At 60.1% G+C, this 16,732-nt stretch carries 11 protein-coding genes; 10 read left to right on the top strand and 1 reads right to left on the bottom strand.

What is annotated here, in order from left to right:
• The first annotated feature begins 8 nt into the window (after positions 1 to 8).
• From ACLBWT_RS05955 to ACLBWT_RS05910, 10 genes are all read left to right on the top strand, one after another.
• On the top strand, positions 9 to 689 hold the full coding sequence (locus tag ACLBWT_RS05955; protein WP_447662115.1) for a hypothetical protein: 681 nt from the start codon (positions 9 to 11) through the stop codon (positions 687 to 689).
• 122 nt (positions 690 to 811) lie between these two features.
• The gene (locus tag ACLBWT_RS05950; RefSeq protein WP_447662114.1) at positions 812 to 2,485 is read left to right on the top strand and encodes an SWIM zinc finger family protein; all 1,674 of its coding nucleotides are present in this window, start codon (positions 812 to 814) and stop codon (positions 2,483 to 2,485) included.
• A complete protein-coding gene (locus ACLBWT_RS05945) occupies positions 2,482 to 5,367 on the top strand; it encodes a DEAD/DEAH box helicase (RefSeq protein WP_447662113.1) in 2,886 nt (961 codons plus the stop codon). Before ACLBWT_RS05950 ends, ACLBWT_RS05945 begins: the two co-directional genes overlap by 4 nt.
• Positions 5,368 to 5,414: 47 nt before the next feature.
• A complete protein-coding gene (locus ACLBWT_RS05940; RefSeq protein WP_447662112.1) occupies positions 5,415 to 5,588 on the top strand; it encodes a hypothetical protein in 174 nt (57 codons plus the stop codon).
• A gap of 283 nt (positions 5,589 to 5,871) precedes the next feature.
• Entirely contained in the window at positions 5,872 to 7,212 is a 1,341-nt protein-coding gene (locus ACLBWT_RS05935; protein ID WP_447662111.1) for an ABC transporter substrate-binding protein, read from the top strand.
• A 60-nt stretch (positions 7,213 to 7,272) separates the two neighbouring features.
• Positions 7,273 to 9,069, top strand: a complete 1,797-nt coding sequence (locus ACLBWT_RS05930) for a cache domain-containing sensor histidine kinase (protein WP_447662110.1) — start codon at positions 7,273 to 7,275, stop codon at positions 9,067 to 9,069.
• Positions 9,066 to 10,700, top strand: coding sequence for a response regulator transcription factor (locus tag ACLBWT_RS05925; protein ID WP_447662109.1), 1,635 nt, complete (start codon positions 9,066 to 9,068; stop codon positions 10,698 to 10,700). Before ACLBWT_RS05930 ends, ACLBWT_RS05925 begins: the two co-directional genes overlap by 4 nt.
• A 29-nt stretch (positions 10,701 to 10,729) precedes the next feature.
• On the top strand, positions 10,730 to 12,364 hold the full coding sequence (locus ACLBWT_RS05920; RefSeq protein WP_447662108.1) for a glycoside hydrolase family 3 protein: 1,635 nt from the start codon (positions 10,730 to 10,732) through the stop codon (positions 12,362 to 12,364).
• Between the two features lie 638 nt (positions 12,365 to 13,002).
• Positions 13,003 to 14,790: a two-component system histidine kinase PnpS gene (gene pnpS / locus ACLBWT_RS05915; protein ID WP_447662107.1), complete on the top strand. Its 1,788-nt coding sequence runs from the start codon at positions 13,003 to 13,005 to the stop codon at positions 14,788 to 14,790.
• Between the two features lie 178 nt (positions 14,791 to 14,968).
• Complete coding sequence (locus tag ACLBWT_RS05910; protein WP_049867018.1) at positions 14,969 to 15,688, top strand: response regulator transcription factor; 720 nt, start codon at positions 14,969 to 14,971, stop codon at positions 15,686 to 15,688.
• 132 nt (positions 15,689 to 15,820) lie between these two features.
• On the opposite strand, the gene ACLBWT_RS05905 is transcribed toward ACLBWT_RS05910, so the two are convergent.
• Entirely contained in the window at positions 15,821 to 16,696 is an 876-nt protein-coding gene (locus ACLBWT_RS05905) for an AraC family transcriptional regulator (RefSeq protein ID WP_447662106.1), read from the bottom strand.
• Positions 16,697 to 16,732 lie beyond the last annotated feature (36 nt).

Raw genomic sequence — 16,732 nt, 5'->3', positions numbered from 1 at the left:
CCTTATCCATGAAAATCTTCTTGCTGTTCGGCTTGTTATGGACTCTTCTTGGCAATCCCTTCCTTGCCCTGATCGTCATGCTTGTCGTCCTTTATATTTTGGATCGCCGATTCATCGGCCTGACGCCGAGCCTGCTGAAGCCGATCCGCGCCCGCAGCCGGAGAGCCGCGCTCCGCAGGGAGATCGACGCCAATCCGAGCAACAGCGGCTCCCGACTGGAGCTCGCCAAGCTGCTCCTGGACCGTCGCAAGTACGGAGAAGCGCGCAGGACGCTGGAGCCGCTCAAGGAAACGCTCGTCATGGAGGAGTCGGCCGAGTTCTGGGACGATTTCGGTACGAGCCTGCTGCATACGGGGCAGCCGCAAGAGGGTGAAGCCAGCATCCGCAAGGCGTTGGAGCTGAACCCGAGAGTGAAGTACGGGCAGCCGCATTTGCGTCTGGCGGCATACTTTGCTGCTTCGGACAAGGAGAAGGCGCTTCGGGAGCTGGAGGCGTTCAGCCGTATCCAGTCCTCTTCCTGCGAAGGCTACTACAGGATGGGCCGGCTGCAGAGCGGGCTGGGCCGTCCGGAGCAGGCGAAAGAAGCCTACGAGGAAGGACTTCGCCTGTACCGCATGCTGCCGCGATACAAAAAGCGCCAGGAAAGGCGCTGGGCGCTTCTGTGCTTCCTGCGCAAAAACGCCGGCTGAAATGAAGCCCCAAAAAGAAAAAGAAGAGCATTGCGGCATGTGTATAAGCCGTCCTTGCTCTTTTTTTGCTCTTTTTTTGGTATAATGATAAGAATGCCAAACAGAAGCGGAGGGGGAAGGGAATGGGCACGGACAGCAGGGTGAATCCCTTCTTCATGGATATGGAGGAAATGATATCCAAATATATGCGGTCGGATGCCATCCGTCGAGGCTGGGATTATTCCAGCAGGGGCAAGGTCGCCGCGGTTCGTATGGTCGGCTCCAAGCTGGCTGCCGTCGTCAGCGGCAGCCATGATTACATGGTGTTGCTGGGAAGCAAGCATGACGATTGCAGCTGCGATTGTCCGGTCAGCGGATGGTGCAAGCATATGGCGGCCGTATACTTCAAAGGCTTGCAGGAGAGCGGCGGCGACGCGGAGCGGGCGCTCGAGCGGCTGACCGGCGGCGGACCGGTGACGATCAGCCGCATCGGGCCGAATGCGGAGCCTGCGAGCTCCAGCCGTCCGTCCGGCCAGACGTCTTCTCCCGGGGAGGAGGCCAGTCCGGAGGGATGGCTGGAATGGATGGACAGATCGTACGGAGAGACCTGGCATGGCTGCAAGCATACTCTTCATCCGCTGCAGCCGGTGCTGTCGGCGCTCAAAGGCTCGGCCCGGGACTGGCCGAAGCCGCTGCAGAAGCTTCACTGGATGGCTTCGATCCTGTTCGTCCTCGACCAGGCGGAGCGGGCCTTGCGGCTTGCGGATGCTTTCAGCCGTTATTATCAGGAGATGAGCTTCACCCGAATGGCGGAGCCGTGGGTGGATCATTTCTATGCGCTGGCCGGAGAGCTGGAGCCGTCCCTGATGGAGGGCAAGCAGCTGGAGTGGCTCGACTTCCTGACCGGGCTTCTTCGCGAGCGGGGAGCCGATACGGCCGGCAAGCTGTTCCGTTGGGACCGGCTCTACTATGCCTTGGCGGAAAAGCTTCATGCAAGGGGCGACTGGATGGAGAGGGAGACCGATCAGCTCCGCTCCATCCTGCGCCAGGCCAGGCAGACGGCATCCGATGAGCTCCTGCCGGAGCCGGGGATGAACGACGTCCGCCGGCCTCTGGACGAAAGGGGCGTAGCGGACGGAGAATCCAGGATTTATTTCCCCATCATTGCCTTGGCGCATCTGGAGGCGTTCCGCGGCCATGACCGGCAAGCCGTGGATCTGCTGCTGCAGGGTCCATCCGAACCGGCTGCCGGATTGGCACTCGATACGGCCAGGAAGCGGCTGGAGAGCAAGGATTGGGGCGGACTCGCCATCTGGATGGATTATCTGTCCAAGACGACGGACGGCAAGCGGGGCGGATCGGCGATCCAGCCGTTCCTGCTTTTATGCAGGAACGCGGACACGGAGCAAAGCGATAACCCGATCTGGATGGAATACTTGGTGCAAAAGCTGCCTTTTTCCTATATGGCGCTGTCCGACCAGCTTCTGGATAAAGGCGATTTCGAGCAATGGGCGGATCTGCAGCTCGCGATGGGCTTGAGGCCAGACGAGCTCGATCCGGCGGATGTCCGATCCGTCGCCAAGCTTGCGCCTGCGATGCTGATCCCGCTCTATCACCAGTCTGTGGAGAGCTGGATCGGCATCCGCAACCGCCAGAGCTACCGGATGGCTGTGAAACAGCTCAAAAAGCTTGAGAAGCTGTACCAGGCCGAACGGAATACAGAAGCCTGGAGCCGCTATATGTCCCGCATCGCGCTGAAATACCAGCGGATGCGGGCGCTCCAGGAGGAACTGAGGAAAGGAGGCCTGCTGAAATGATGAGAGGACTGTCTACGGCCAAGCCGATCAGGCTGAGCGGCCGCTGGACCGGCAGCGGCATCCAGCTGCATGCTTCCGAGCCCGGCGAGTTCGACGCAAGGCTGCGCGATCTGCTGTTCGCCTGGCACGCTCCTTCCTGGTATGGAGCCGAGGTGGAGCAATTGGACGCGGACCCCAACAGCGGCGCGGGCAGGTCCTTGCTCATTGCGCCGCTGCTCGCGAGCGATTATCTGGCCATGCCGCAGCCCGTGCGCTTGCTGGCGATCGAGTATGACGACGAGCTGGCAAGGCTTGCCCGTCATGCCGGACTGATTCGCCAAGCGCTGCTGGAAGGGGCGTTCGAGCCGGATTGGCAGGGCTGGTCGGTGCAGCGCAGAAGCTGGCGGCTGCGCGAAGGCTGGGAGCCGGCCATAGGCGCCGTCGAGCCCCATCAGGAGGCGGTCGTCCATGAATGGCTGAGCGCGGCTGTGGAAGAGCTTATCGAGGGCAGCCGCGCCGTCCGCACCGCATGGCATGATCTGGAGAGGGCGACCGGCCAGGTGCTGGAGCGCAAGTCGCCATCCGAAGAAGACTGGTATATCGGAATCGGGCTGCGCCAGGATACGTTTCCTTTCCGCGTCGCCTTGCAGCTGACGGAGCCGGAGCAAGGCGGGGAATGGCGGCTGCGGGCAGCCATTCGCGACCGCGAGGGAAGCGGCCCCTGGATTCTGCTGGAGCGCGGAGAGGAGCCGGGCAGCTGGCGTCCGGTCAGCGGATCGGAGCTTCGCATTCCCGAGGAATGGCTTGACCTCCTTCATGACCGGCTGGCGAGAGAAGAGGGCAAGTGGCTGCTTGCCCTGCCGGAGTGGAGTTCCGATGCCGGGAGCGTCGTCAAGCATGCTCTTCAGGATGACGAGGCGTGGGATTTCCTGGAGAATGCCAGCTTGCGCCTGCTTGACGCCGGTTGTTCCGTTCTGCTTCCAGGATGGTGGGAAACGGTCCGCAAGCGCCGGATCCGGGTGAAGGCGAAGCTGAAGTCTGCTGCGGGATCTGCCGACCAGCCGATGTTCGGGCTGTCCCAGATTGTCCAGTTCGACTGGAAGCTCGCGCTCGGTGGGCTGGATCTGACCGAGGAGCAGTTCATGAGCCTAGCCGCCGAGAACAAGCGCCTGATCCGGATCGGAGACGAGTGGGTGCATCTGGATCCCGAGGATGTATCGAAGATCCGGAAATGGATGAAGAAGGCCGGAGGACGCAAAGGACTAAGCTTCCGCGACGTCATGCAAATGCATCTGCAGGGAGGCATCGTCCTTTCGGAAGAGGAAGAGGGCGGCGAGGACGATCTTGTCGCCGAAGTGGAGCTGAACGAGCATCTGCATCGCCTGATCGGACAGCTGCAGGATACGAGCGAGCTGCCGCTCGTCAGCGTCCCCGCTACTTTCCTTGGCGAGCTGCGGCCCTACCAGCTGCAAGGAGTGTCCTGGCTTGCATTTCTGCGGCGCTTCGGCTTGGGTGCTACTTTGGCCGATGACATGGGTCTGGGCAAGACGATCCAGTATACGGTCTATCTGCTCTCGATCCGGGAGCTCGAAGGGCGCCAGCCGGCTCCGTCCCTGCTGATCTGCCCGACATCGGTCATCGGCAACTGGGAGAAGGAGCTGCAGCGGTTCGCCCCTTCGCTGGATGTAAGGCTTCATTACGGCCCCAAGCGCGCCAGAGGCCGGGAAGCATTCATGGCATTCGCGGAAGGCGCGGATCTGGTCATCACTTCCTACGCGCTGGCTCCGCTCGATGAGGAAGAGCTGTCGGGACTGCAATGGGAAAGCCTGTGCCTGGACGAAGCCCAGAACATCAAAAATGTGAATACGAAGCAATCGTCGGCCATTCGGAATCTTACGGCGCAGCATCGGATCGCCCTTACCGGCACTCCGATGGAGAACCGTCTGAGCGAGCTCTGGTCGATCTACGATTTTACGAATCCGGGATATCTCGGCACGCTGCCGGAATTCCGGCGCAACGTCATCCTGCCGATCGAGAAGGAGCGGGACGAGCGGACGATATCAGCCCTGCAGCGCTGGGTGAAGCCGTTCATGCTGCGGCGGGTCAAGAAGGATCCGGCCATCCAGCTGTCGCTGCCCGAGAAGAACGAGAGCCAGGTCTACGTCACGCTCACGGCCGAGCAGGGCGCGATGTACGAGTCCATCGTCTCCGACCTGCTGGAGAAGCTCGACACGCTCGGTCCGATGCAGCGCCGCGGCCTCATCCTTGCCTCCATCACCAAGCTGAAGCAGGTATGCGATCATCCCGCGCTGCTCCTGCGCGAGGCGGAAAGCGATTCGGCTGCCTGGAATCCGGAACGCTCGGCCAAGACGATGAGGCTGCTGGAGATGTGCGAGGAAGCGGCTGCAGAAGGGGAACGGGCGCTTATCTTCACGCAGTTCGTCGATATGGGAGCGGCCTTGCAGAGGCTGCTCAAGGAAAGGCTCGGCCTCCCTGTCCCTTATTTGCACGGCGGGGTGCCGAAGGCCAAGCGGGATGACATGATCACCGACTTCCAAAATCCGGATCTGCCGCATGGAGCGTTCGTGCTTTCGCTTAAGGCGGGCGGAACCGGGCTGAATCTGACGGCGGCGAACCATGTGTTCCACTATGACCGCTGGTGGAATCCGGCTGTCGAGAACCAGGCGACGGACCGCGCTTTCCGCATCGGGCAAACCCGGCAGGTGCAGGTCCACAAGTTCGTCGTTCTCGGGACGCTCGAAGAGCGGATCCATGAGATGATCGAGCGCAAGCAGTCGCTGAACGACCAGGTGGTCGGCCAGTCGGAGCAGTGGATCACGGAGCTGTCGACCGACGAGCTGCGAGAGCTGTTCACGCTGCGCCGCCAATGGATCCAGGGCTGAGCTGCAGAGGATTCTATGCCATCAAGAGCGGGAAAGGGAGCGATGGAATGAAAGATTCGAGCCGTTCCGGACTTCCGGAGACAGAAGCTGGCCGTCCGTTGTCCGCAGAGGAAGCAGAGGCCGGGCAGACGCGGCCCGAGGCCGAGGAAGCTGGCCCCGAGAAAGCCTGGGCTGCATTTTACGAAGCGGTCCGCAGCTCTGTGCAAGACATGAGGGATTGATGACAGCAAAGGAAAAGCCCGCCCCCGGCGGGCTTTTTTTTGTGCGCCTCGATGTTCCTGAATGCCGCAGGGTCGTGCATTCCCGGCACGGGCAATGCCGAACATCGTGAGCTCTTTCTCGGTGCCGCTTCCTCCATGGTTCGGACCTCCGGAAAAACTGAAAGCCCGGCTGGCTGCAGTCTGAATGGAATAGAATTGTATCCCTTGACAGTTTATTTTTCATCCTCCAACGTTGCAGGCCTTCCGTCTATAATAGAGTCATAGAGATCCGGGAGGTCATTCCATGATCAAACGCTTTGCCTGCGCGGCGCTGGCGGCCGTCATTCTGGTTCCTTCGGCAGGCTGCTTCAATGAATCGGGCGAAAACAAACCGGTTGCCGATCCTTCCGTCCCCCAGAGCAGCCCTTCCGAGCCGGTGACGCTGACTCTGAGGCATACCCAGATCAAGGAGTCCGCCAAAGCCAGGCTAAGAATCCTTCAGGATGTCGTGAGCGAGACGGAGAGGCAGAATCCGGGCTTGAAATTCCAGCTTGAAGGCATCGACGAGATCATCAACCGGGACCAGAAGCTCAAGGCCGAGATGGCCACCGGGACAACTCCCGATATTTTTGAAATCTTCGGCGGCTCGGACGTCAGGCTGTACGTGAAAGCCGGGCGTCTGCTGGATCTGACTCCGATCATCCGCGAGCTGGGCATCGAGAACCAATTCCAGAGCCTGGAGGAGTTCACCGTCGACGGCAAGGTGTACGGCCTTCCTTTCGGCGGGTACAGCGAAGCGCTATATTACAACAAAAGCATATTCAAGGAGCTCGGACTGGGCATTCCGGCCACCTGGGACGAGCTCATGCAGGCTGCGGATAAAATCAAAAAGGGCGGTTATACGCCGTTCGCGCTGTCCGCCAAGGATCCCTGGATCGCGGGCATGATGTGGAACACGATCATGGACCGATACGCCGGCACGGACAAGCTGGCGCGGATCGCGGCCGGCACGGACAAATGGACGGATCCGGACATGGTGGCGAGCTTCCGCGCCTATTCCGAGATCGTCAAGGCAGGCTATTTTCCGGCCGACGCGCTGAGCCAGTCCGACAAGCAGCAGGCCAAGGATTTGCTCTACGGCAAAGCGGCCATGCTGTTCACCGGCACCTGGGATCTGGCGGCTCTGACCGGCGACAACGCGGGCCCGTACAAGAACGATCTCGGCTACTTCTCTTTTCCGTCGATTCCGGGAGGAGCGGGAGATTTGCATGCCCTCAATACCGGGTACTCCAACGGCTTCGGATTTTCGTCCACCCTATCCCAGGATCAGATCGCCATGGTGACCAGCTTCATCCGCAGCTATTTCAACGAAGCCAACCAGAAGCGGATCCTGCTGGAGGACAAGACGCTTCCTTCGATGAAGCTCAGCGATTTTTCCGGCGTGGATCCGCTGATCTCCGAAGTTCTTCAAGTCGTGGGCAATGCGCCGTCCACGTTCCGGGCGTTCGACTACTACATGCCGTACAAGATCAACACGAAGGTCGGCATCGGGCTGCAGGAGCTGATCGGGCAGATCCGTTCCCCCGAAGCCGTGGCTGCAGAAATTCAGGCGGTGCAGGACAACGTCCTGCGCGACGAGAAATGAAGATGCGGCCTTCCCGACCGATCATGGACGCGAGCTGACAAGAGAGGGGGTCGACAGGCTGTGAATCTAAGACCGAAGCTGCTGCTGGCCTTCATCCTTCTGATCGTAGTGCCCGTCGCATCTTTAGGGGTCGTATCCTTCCTCTATTACGAGCATCTCCTGGAGAAAAAGTACAACGAGCAGACCGAGATGACGATGCATGCGGTCGGCAGCAACATCCGCAATTTTTTCGACGAGATGAACCGTCTTACCGATGCGAGCCTGACGAGCTCCGTCGTGCAGGAAACGCTCAAGCTCAACGCCGATCCGAACGGCGGCGCCAGCTCCCTGATCGCAAAAGGGCAGGCGGAAAAGGAAATGGGCGAGCTGCTGTTCCAGAATCCGGCGATGAGCTATATCATCCTGTATGCGAACAACGGGGCGCTGTTCCGCTCCACCCGCAACGATCCCACGACATTCAAGCCCGTCACGTACGAGCGGCTGAAGTCCCATCCGTCCTATGCCAAGGCGGAGCGCCTCAATGCCAAGCCGCTGTGGATCGGACCTTATGAGCAGGAAGAGCTGACCGGCAAGGAATACTCGCTGTTCACCCAGATGCGCGTCGTGAAGGACAGGGACAGCCTGGACAATCTGGGCATCATGGTCACCCAGTTCAAGTCGTCCGGCGTGGACGACATCCTGACGAACTTCCGGGGCAGCCTCTCCGACGGCTCAAGGTATTACATCGTCAACCAGCGCGGCCTGGTGCTGCTCGACAGCGAGACGAAGCTTGCCGGGCAAGTACTGGACGGTAATAGCTATCTGCCCTCGAGCGCGGATCAGCCCTACGCGAGCGAGCGGGCCAAGTTCCAGGGAGTCGACAGCCTGACCTCCTCTTATTGGCTCGGCATCAACGATTGGATGCTCGTATCGGCCAAACCATGGAATTCCCTGATGAGCGAGAATGTCAACTTCGTCAAATGGATCAGCCTGATCACCGGCTTGTGCCTGCTGTCGGCGATACTGTTCAACGTCTTCTTCGTCAACCGGGTGGCCAAGTCGATCATCCGCGTCGTCCGCAAGATGCGTCTGGTCGAGCAGGGATTGCTGGATATCCGGGTTCCGGTGCAGGGCAAGGACGAGACGGTGCTGCTCGGGAGCAGCTTCAACAGCATGACCGAGAGGCTGGGGGGCTTGCTGACCGAAGTGAGGGAGGAGCAGGTGCGCAAGCAGCGTGCCGAAATGATGCTCATGCAGGCGCAGATCAAGCCCCACTTCCTGTTCAATACGCTGGAGTCCATCAATGCGCTGGCTGCGCAGAACGAAGGCGCCAAGATCATGCTCATGGTCCATCGTCTCAGCCGGCTTCTGAGGACGAGCATGCACCAGAAGGAAGAGATCACGGTGCATGAGGAGCTGGAGCATGTCCGAAGCTACCTGGAAATCCAGAAGTACCGCTTCGAGGATCTGTTCCATTACGAGCTGGATGTCGATGAGGAGGCGCTGGAATACCGGATCCTCAAGCTGACGCTGCAGCCGCTCGTCGAGAACAGCATCCAGCACGGCTTCGACGGACTTGAGCACGCAGGCATGATCCGGGTGTCCGTGAGCATCGTTTCCGGCAGCATCGTCCTTGAAGTGGCCGACAACGGCATCGGCATGGACGGGGAGGCGATGAGCCGGATCGCGGAGGGCAGGAAAGAGGGGAAATGGAGTCCGATGGAGGATGGGGAGAGGGGCGGCCTCGGCCTGCGCAACGTCGCGGACCGGCTCCGGATCCATTACGGACCCGGCTATGGCATGATGATATGCAGCAGCCCCGGACAAGGAACGACGATCCGGTGCACCATTCCGCGCAATAGGGGGGAACAGGCATGACGGGAAAGGTCATGATCGTCGACGACGAACCGCATATTACTCGCAACCTGGAGAAGGTCATCCCCTGGGAGATGCTCGGACTCCAGGTGGCTGCCACGGCAAAGAACGGGCGCGAGGCTCTGGAGCTTCTCCAGGACGGCGACACGGATCTGCTCTTGTGCGACATCCGCATGCCCGTGATGGATGGAATGACGCTCGTGAAGACGATCCGCGAAGCGGGCATGGATCTGGACATCATCATGCTGTCCGGCTACCAGGACTTCAGCTATACCCGTACCGCCATCCAGTACGGAGTTCAGGACTATATTCTGAAGCCGATTCCTTATGACGAATTGACCGGGGTCATCGCGCGGGTCATGAACCAGCGCCGCACCCGCATGAAGCAGTTGCAGAGCGAGCGGCAGAGGCTGGATGCCGTCATGGATCTGGCCAATGAGAAGGTGCTGTTCGACGTGTTGAAGGATTATACGGACGTGTCCCACAACCATTGGCTCATGGCCGAGGATGAGCTTGAGCCGGCGGGACGCAGCTACATCCTGATCGTATTCGATCTCGACGCCGGGTCCGAAGAGGCCAAGGACTGGAGGGAGTGGAACGACAAGGAGCGCAAGCTCTGGAACTTCGCCGTGAGCAATGTCGTCCGGGAAGCGCTTCGCCGCAGCGGAATCCGGAATGCCGTCATCCAGATGCGGGACGGCGAATGGTGCCTGCTGCTGGAGACGGGCCTCTCGCGGCTTGATCTCAATGTCATGGCGGAGCGGACCGAGCAGCTGCTCGGCGAAGTCAGCCGGCATGTGAAGCTCAATCTCCATGCGGGCATCTGGCATGAACCGGTCCCGCTCAAGGGGCTGTCGGCCGCATACAAGCGCGTCCACCGCTCCATGCAGCTGGATCCCGAGGCGGAGCGCATCCGATTCTTCACCGACGACAGCGTGGAGAGCGACACTTCCCACGAGGAGCTGTGGGCGAACTCCGAACGGATCCTGGAGGCGATGAAGGGCGGATCGTCCAGCGAGGTGCATGAAGTCATCCGGCAGCTGTCCGCCCATCTGCAGACTCTCAGCACGCCCGAGCTGGGCAGAGCCAAGCCCGTGCTGCACTACTTCGCTCTCCATCTCATGAGGGAGATGAAGGACATGCAGCTGCTCGGCAAGGAGCAGGAAGACGCGTTGTGGCGCAAGCTGGACCGGAGGATCAGCGCCAAGGACCTGATGGGCGTCATCCGCCAGACGGCGGACGCCGGGCTTGCTGGATCGAGCGACAAGAAGAAGCATTCGGAGCGGACGATCGCGGAGGCGCGGGCTTATCTGGACCGCAACCTCTTCCGGGACATCAGCGTAGAAGAAGCGGCTACCCGCGTCGGACTCAGCACCTCTTATTTCAGCCTGCTCTTCAAGCAGACCTACGGCGAGACGTTCATCGAATACGTCACGCGGCAGCGAATGGAGAAAGCCAAGGCGCTGCTCGCGGATACTTCGAAGAGCGTCGCTCTGATCTCCAAGGAAGTCGGTTATTCCGAGCGAAGGTATTTTACCAAAGTATTCATGAAGTACACCGGCGAGAATCCGACGGATTTCCGGGCCAGGCTGAGCCAGCCTCCGGCCGAAGGCTCCAAGCCGCATTTGACTTAACCTACATTTTGGAAGGCAGGGGTCTCTCTATGTCCATCAATCATCCATCTTCTATTGCCGGCAGCGCGGGCAAGCCTTACGAGGGCTGGTCCCTCAAGGAAAAAATCGCGCAGCTGTTCATCTTCGGCTTCCATGGCAAGCAGCCTTCGGACGACATCCTTGGCGTCATCCGGGATTACGGTGTCGGAGGCGTCATCTACTTCTCCCGCAATGTCCAGGACGCCCGCCAGGTGCATGAGCTGTCCGGACAGCTCGGCGCAGCAGCCGCCGAGGCGGGGCGTCCGCCGCTGCTCGTCAGCATCGATCAGGAAGGCGGCATGGTCGCCCGCATCGTGGACGGCGTTACCCTCATGCCCGGCAATATGGCGCTCGGCGCGGCAGGCTCGGAGCAAGGGGCGTACGAAACGGCCCGTATCTCCGGCGAAGAGCTGCGCAAGCTGGGCATCAACCTCAACCTGGCGCCTTGCCTCGACGTCAACAACAATCCGGACAATCCGGTCATCAACGTGCGCTCCTTCGGAGACCGGCCGGAGCTGGTATCCAGGCTGGGAGCGGCAGCCGTCCGCGGTTACCAGGCGGCGGGAGTTTCCGCTACGGTCAAGCATTTCCCCGGGCATGGCGACACGAGCGTCGACTCCCACCATGATCTGCCCGTCGTGCCGCATGACCGTGCGCGCCTCGAAGCCATCGAGCTGCCGCCGTTCAAGGCTGCCATCGAAGCCGGCACGGACCTCATCATGACCGCTCACATCTGCCTGCCGTCGCTCGATCCGAGCGGCGTTCCGTCCACCTTGTCGAAGCCGGTGCTGACTGGGCTGCTGCGCGGCGATCTCGGCTACGAAGGCGTCATCGTGACGGACTGCCTCGAGATGGACGCGATCGACCGCTTCTACGGTCCGGGCCAAGGCTCCGTCAAAGCCATCGATGCCGGAGCCGACCTCCTGCTCGTCAGCCATACGCCGGAGAAGCAGCTGGCCGCGCTTGAAGCCGTTGCCGCTGCCATCGAGAACGGCCAGCTGGACGAAGCCCGCATCGATGAATCGCTGGATCGGATAATGGCGCTCAAGGACAAGCTGGCCAAAGGCGAGCCGCTGCTGCCATGGGACGAAGCTACCCGCAGCATCTTCACCGAAGAGCATCGCGCCGCCGCTGAACGCTGGAGCGAAGCTTCCGTGACGCTCGTCAAAAATGAAGGCGGCCTGCTGCCTCTGCCGGCCGAAGGCCGCACGCTCGTCCTGTGGCCGGAGATTGTCGCCGTCTCGGTCGCCGACGAGATGCTCGCCGGCGACGGGACGCTCGGTTCGCAGCTGCAGAAGCGGCTGCCGAACGTGGAGGAGCGCCGCATGAGCGGCAGCGATCCGCTTGCGGGGCTGGAGCATTTCGACCGCATCGTCCTCGTCAGCTACGACGCGATGAAGCATCCGCTGGAGAGGACGACGGCCGAGCAACTGATGAAGCTTGCTCCCGAGAAGACGGTCGCCGTCTCGGTCCGCAATCCTCTGGACATCAATCTGTTCCCGGATGTCCAGGCCTATCTGGCGGTATATGAGTGCCGGCCGCTTGCCCTTCAATCCGCCGCCAAGGCTCTAGCCGGCGAGCTCAAGCCTTCCGGACGGCTACCGATGGAGCTTTCGGCCGAATATCCGTTCGGCTTCGGTCTTTGATGTCTTCGGAGAGAAGGTTCTGTGATCTGCTCGGCTGACAGATCAGTTCGGACTTAGCTTTACTAGTACTTTAATTTCTCGGAATTAGAAACGTTTTGCCAACATGGAGCGGCGCTTTTGCGTCCGCTCTATTTGGTTGCGGATTTGTCCGATAGGCCCGGAATGAGGATGGAGGCAGTTGAACTCCGCATGCGTTGGAAATATAGGCAAGTAGGCTTGATTGGAGGGTTTGGCTGTCGAATAGGGGTTGGTTGTCGAATAGGGTTTGGCTGTCGAATAGAGTTTGGTTGTCGAAGAGGGTTTGGCTGTCGAATAAGGTTTGGTTGTCGAAGGGTTCTGGTTTGTCTTTTAGCCCCTGCTCCGCGGAGCAGCCGGAAGAATCGTGTAGAAGCGGCAGCGTTCGCCTTTGAAGCCGGATTTCCTCCCAGGAGGAATGGTATCAATGAAATCCGGCTTCAACAGCGATCGAAACGAACTTCCGACTGCGCAGCCTGAACTTCCGGCACCGGAGCTGATCGAAGCGAACTTTCCTGTGCATGAAAGTTTTACATAAAGTTTACAATACCCCCATAGCGCCGCTGGGACAGGGAGGGTACGATAGGGAAGGATTCAGAAAGAGAATTGGGAGAGATGCCGGCTTGAAACGTTTTCGCATGCGGTTGACGCTTATCATTATCCTCATGATCGGCCTGTCGGTGACGGCAGCCGGGCTCATGATGGGCAAAACCTATAAATCCAACCATATCTCGGCGCTTGAGGAAAGCATGGTTAGGGAGATGAGGATCATCAATTCCAATACGACATGGGAGTTTGCATCCCAGGCCGAGGCGGAATCGTACTTCCAGGCGAAAGCCAGGGAACTCAAGGATTTGACGGGAGCGAGGGTCACCTTCATCCGCAAAGACGGCTTCGTCCTCGGGGATTCGGATCATGATCCCTCCACGATGGACAACCATCTCAGCCGCACGGAAGTGAAGCAGGCGGAGCAGAACGGGACCGGGCGCGCGATCCGCCACAGCGACACGATCAGCAGGAACATGCTGTATGTGGCCATAGCCGCGGATAAGGACAGTCCCCATTCGGACATCATCCGGCTTTCCTATAGCCTGGAAACCGTCGAAAGGAACATCAACCGCCTCTGGACGGTGCTCATCATCGGACTGCTGCTGCTCTTCCTGGTGGCCGCTGTCGTCAGCTACCGGATCGCCAAGGGGCTGACAAGTCCGCTCGAGCAGATCACCGACGCGGCCAAGCGGATCCGTTCCATGGATTACAGCGTGCGCGTCGACGTCCACAACAAGGATGAGATCGGCGAGCTGGGAGCGGCCATCAACTCCATGGCGGAAGGCTTGCAGGTGCAGATGAACCGCATCCAGCAGAACGAGACGCAGCTCTACAGCGTGCTGGACAACATGACGAGCGGCGTTGTCATGATCGATCCCGCCGGCCGCATGATGCTGCTGAACCGCCGGGCGGAAGAGGTGCTCGGCTTCGAGCATAGGGAAATGGTGGGCAGGCCATACAGCGAGGCCAAGCAGCAGTTCGAGCTGTCCCAGATCATCCAGCAGGGGCTGGAGAAGCAGGAAGCCGTCCACGAGGAGATCACGTTCTATTTCCCGGAGGAGCGCTTGCTGGAGCTGAATCTGGTGCCTGTCTACCAGAGCGACGAATCCTTCGGCGGCTTGCTGCTTGTCCTTCATGACGTCTCGGCGATCCGCCGCCTGGAGCGGATGCGCAGCGAATTCGTGGCCAATGTGTCGCATGAGCTCAAGACGCCGATTACGGCGATCAAAGGCTTCGCGGAGACGCTTCTCGGCGGAGCCGTCAACGATCCCGTCATGTCCAAGCAATTCATGCAGATCATCTATGACGAGAGCGAGAGGCTGAACCGGCTGATCGGCGACATTCTGGAGCTGTCCAAAATCGAGTCCCGCCGCGTCCCTCTCCAATTTTCCCCGATCGATCTGGCTTCCTTCATGGAGCGGAGCATGACGATACTGGAGTCGGAAGCCGCGCGCAAATCGATCACGATGACGCTGGACAACGCGCCGGGCATTTATCTGGAAGCGGATGAGGACCGGCTGCGGCAGGTCGTGGCCAATCTGCTGCAGAACGGCATCAGCTACACGCCGGAAGGCGGCAAGGTAAGCGTGCGGACAAGCCTCGTGCATGGCGAGGGCGGTTCGGAGATGGTGCAGATCCGGATCGTAGATACCGGCATCGGGATTCCGCGCAAAGATCTTCCGAGAATTTTCGAACGGTTTTATCGGGTCGACAAGGCGAGGTCGCGGGTCAGCGGCGGCACCGGCCTCGGGCTGTCGATCGTCAAGCATCTGGTCGAGCTGCATCACGGCAGCATCACGGTCGACAGTACGGTCGGCGTCGGAACGGCGTTCACGATCGAGCTGCCCGTCATTCAGCCTTGACGAAGGGAGCTTTCTCCGCTTCCTTCGTTTCCTTGCCGCCGCATGGTACACTGGTAAGAGATAAGCAGCCGGAGCCGCAAGTCCGGTGCATATGCTGCAACGCAAGCGGAACCGGCAGACGGGCGGCGGAGAGATCCGTACCCGGGCGTCGGCTCACGATGCTGGAGGTCGATAGAATATGACGCACAAAGTGCTGGTCATCGAGGACGAGCCGACATTATCCAGGCTTCTGTCTTATAACCTGACGCAAGAAGGGTATGAAGTAACCGTATCGGAGAACGGGGCGGACGGGCTGCAGGCGGCTCTGCAGCGCAGCTTCGACCTGATCATGCTCGATATCATGCTTCCGGGCATGAACGGCTTCGAGGTGCTGGGCAAACTGAGGCAGAGCGGCATCCGGACGCCGATCATCATCCTGACCGCGCGCAACGCGGAGGAAGAGGTCGTGCAGGGACTGAAGCACGGCGCGGACGATTATATCACCAAGCCGTTCGGCGTGGCGGAGCTGCTGGCCCGGGTATCCGCCGTGCTCCGGCGTTCGGGCGGCGGCCTGCCGGATGCCGCTGATCCGCAGGACAAGGTCATTACGGCCGGGGAGCTGTCCATTTATCCCGACCGCTACGAGGTCGTGCTCGCGGGCGAGCAGGTGCCGCTGAGGCCGAAGGAATTCGAAGTTCTGCTGTATTTGATCCAGCGGCCCGGCATGGTCATTACCCGCGACGATCTCATGAATGTCGTCTGGGGCTTCGACTATATCGGCGGCCAGCGGACCGTCGATGTCCATGTCAGCTCGCTGCGCAAGAAGCTCGAGCTAGGCGCACAGTCCGTCTGCATCGAATCGATCCGAGGCGTCGGCTACAAGCTGGTTCTGCCTAAGAAAGCCGGATCTTCGTTGTAAGGGGCTGACGCCGGAACAGTCCGGAGAGAGGCCCGGAAGACAGATCAAAAAAACCGGCTCAAGGGTTTCGAAACCCTTGAGCCGGTTTTTTGGCTTGAACCTCTGCCGCGCGGTTGCGGGAGCGGCTAGGAGTCAGCTGCTGCGTCCGCCCCAGGCGAGCATCCGCTTCTGGAATTCTTTCGGCGAGCAGTCGTTGTACTTCTTGAACATCTTGTAGAAGTGGGCCATGTTCGGCATGCCGATCCGGTCCCCGACCTCGGAGACGCTGAGATCCTTGGTGAGCAGAATGCGCTCGGCCCATTTGATCTTGCGGTAGTTGACGTACTCGGTAAAGCTGAGCCCGATGGATTTTTTGAAGTATTTGACGAAATAATAGTAGCTCATATTCGCCAGCTTGCACACTTCCTCCACCTGGATCCGGTCGGTGAGATGCTGCTCCACGAAGCTGAGCACGGGCCGCAGGCGGACCCGGTCGAAATCCTCCTGCTCGGCGAGCACTTTGCGCTTGTCGTTGCGGAGCATGAGGAGCAGGATCTTCTTGATCAGCATGTTGACCGCGAGCTCGTAGCCGGTGTGCTTGACGGTCGCCTCCGACAGGATCTCGCGGACGCAATCCCCGATCGCTTCCTTGACGGAGGAGTTCTCCTTGAAAATATAATTCACCTGGCTGAGAGGGTGGCTGGTTTCCGTGAAGTAGCGCATGTAAGGCATTGTGCTGTGGTCGAAAAACTGCTCCAGGTCGAACTGAAGCACGATATAATCCAGCCTTTCGGCCGAGCTCCGGTCACGGTGAAGCTGGTTGGCGCCGATGATCGCAACGTCTCCGGCTTCCAGCCTGAAGACATCTTCCTCGACGAACACTTCCATGCTGCCGCTCTGGACGAGCAGAAGCTCCAGCTCCCGGTGGTAATGCCAGTTGATGAGCAGGTTGTCCTCGCGTTGCGACTGGAAGATGCGCAGAGACAAGAGAGGGTTTTCATACAGGACCTTTTCGTTGTAGACTTCCAAAGCCGAAGCGCCTCCAATACCAATATTGCATAAAAG

The sequence above is a fragment of the Paenibacillus sp. D51F genome (genome assembly GCF_053345695.1).
The sequence above is the reverse complement of the archived record's forward strand: the minus strand, read 5'-3'. Positions and strand labels throughout refer to the sequence as shown.

Bases quoted from the DNA above. Each gene is read 5' to 3' on its own strand.
- ACLBWT_RS05910 (WP_049867018.1), top strand. From the start codon at position 14,969: ATGACGCACAAAGTGCTGGTCATCGAGGACGAGCCGACATTATCCAGG.
- ACLBWT_RS05955 (WP_447662115.1), top strand. From the start codon at position 9: ATGAAAATCTTCTTGCTGTTCGGCTTGTTATGGACTCTTCTTGGCAAT.
- ACLBWT_RS05950 (WP_447662114.1), top strand. From the start codon at position 812: ATGGGCACGGACAGCAGGGTGAATCCCTTCTTCATGGATATGGAGGAA.
- ACLBWT_RS05935 (WP_447662111.1), top strand. From the start codon at position 5,872: ATGATCAAACGCTTTGCCTGCGCGGCGCTGGCGGCCGTCATTCTGGTT.
- ACLBWT_RS05940 (WP_447662112.1), top strand. From the start codon at position 5,415: ATGAAAGATTCGAGCCGTTCCGGACTTCCGGAGACAGAAGCTGGCCGT.
- ACLBWT_RS05925 (WP_447662109.1), top strand. From the start codon at position 9,066: ATGACGGGAAAGGTCATGATCGTCGACGACGAACCGCATATTACTCGC.
- ACLBWT_RS05945 (WP_447662113.1), top strand. From the start codon at position 2,482: ATGATGAGAGGACTGTCTACGGCCAAGCCGATCAGGCTGAGCGGCCGC.
- ACLBWT_RS05920 (WP_447662108.1), top strand. From the start codon at position 10,730: ATGTCCATCAATCATCCATCTTCTATTGCCGGCAGCGCGGGCAAGCCT.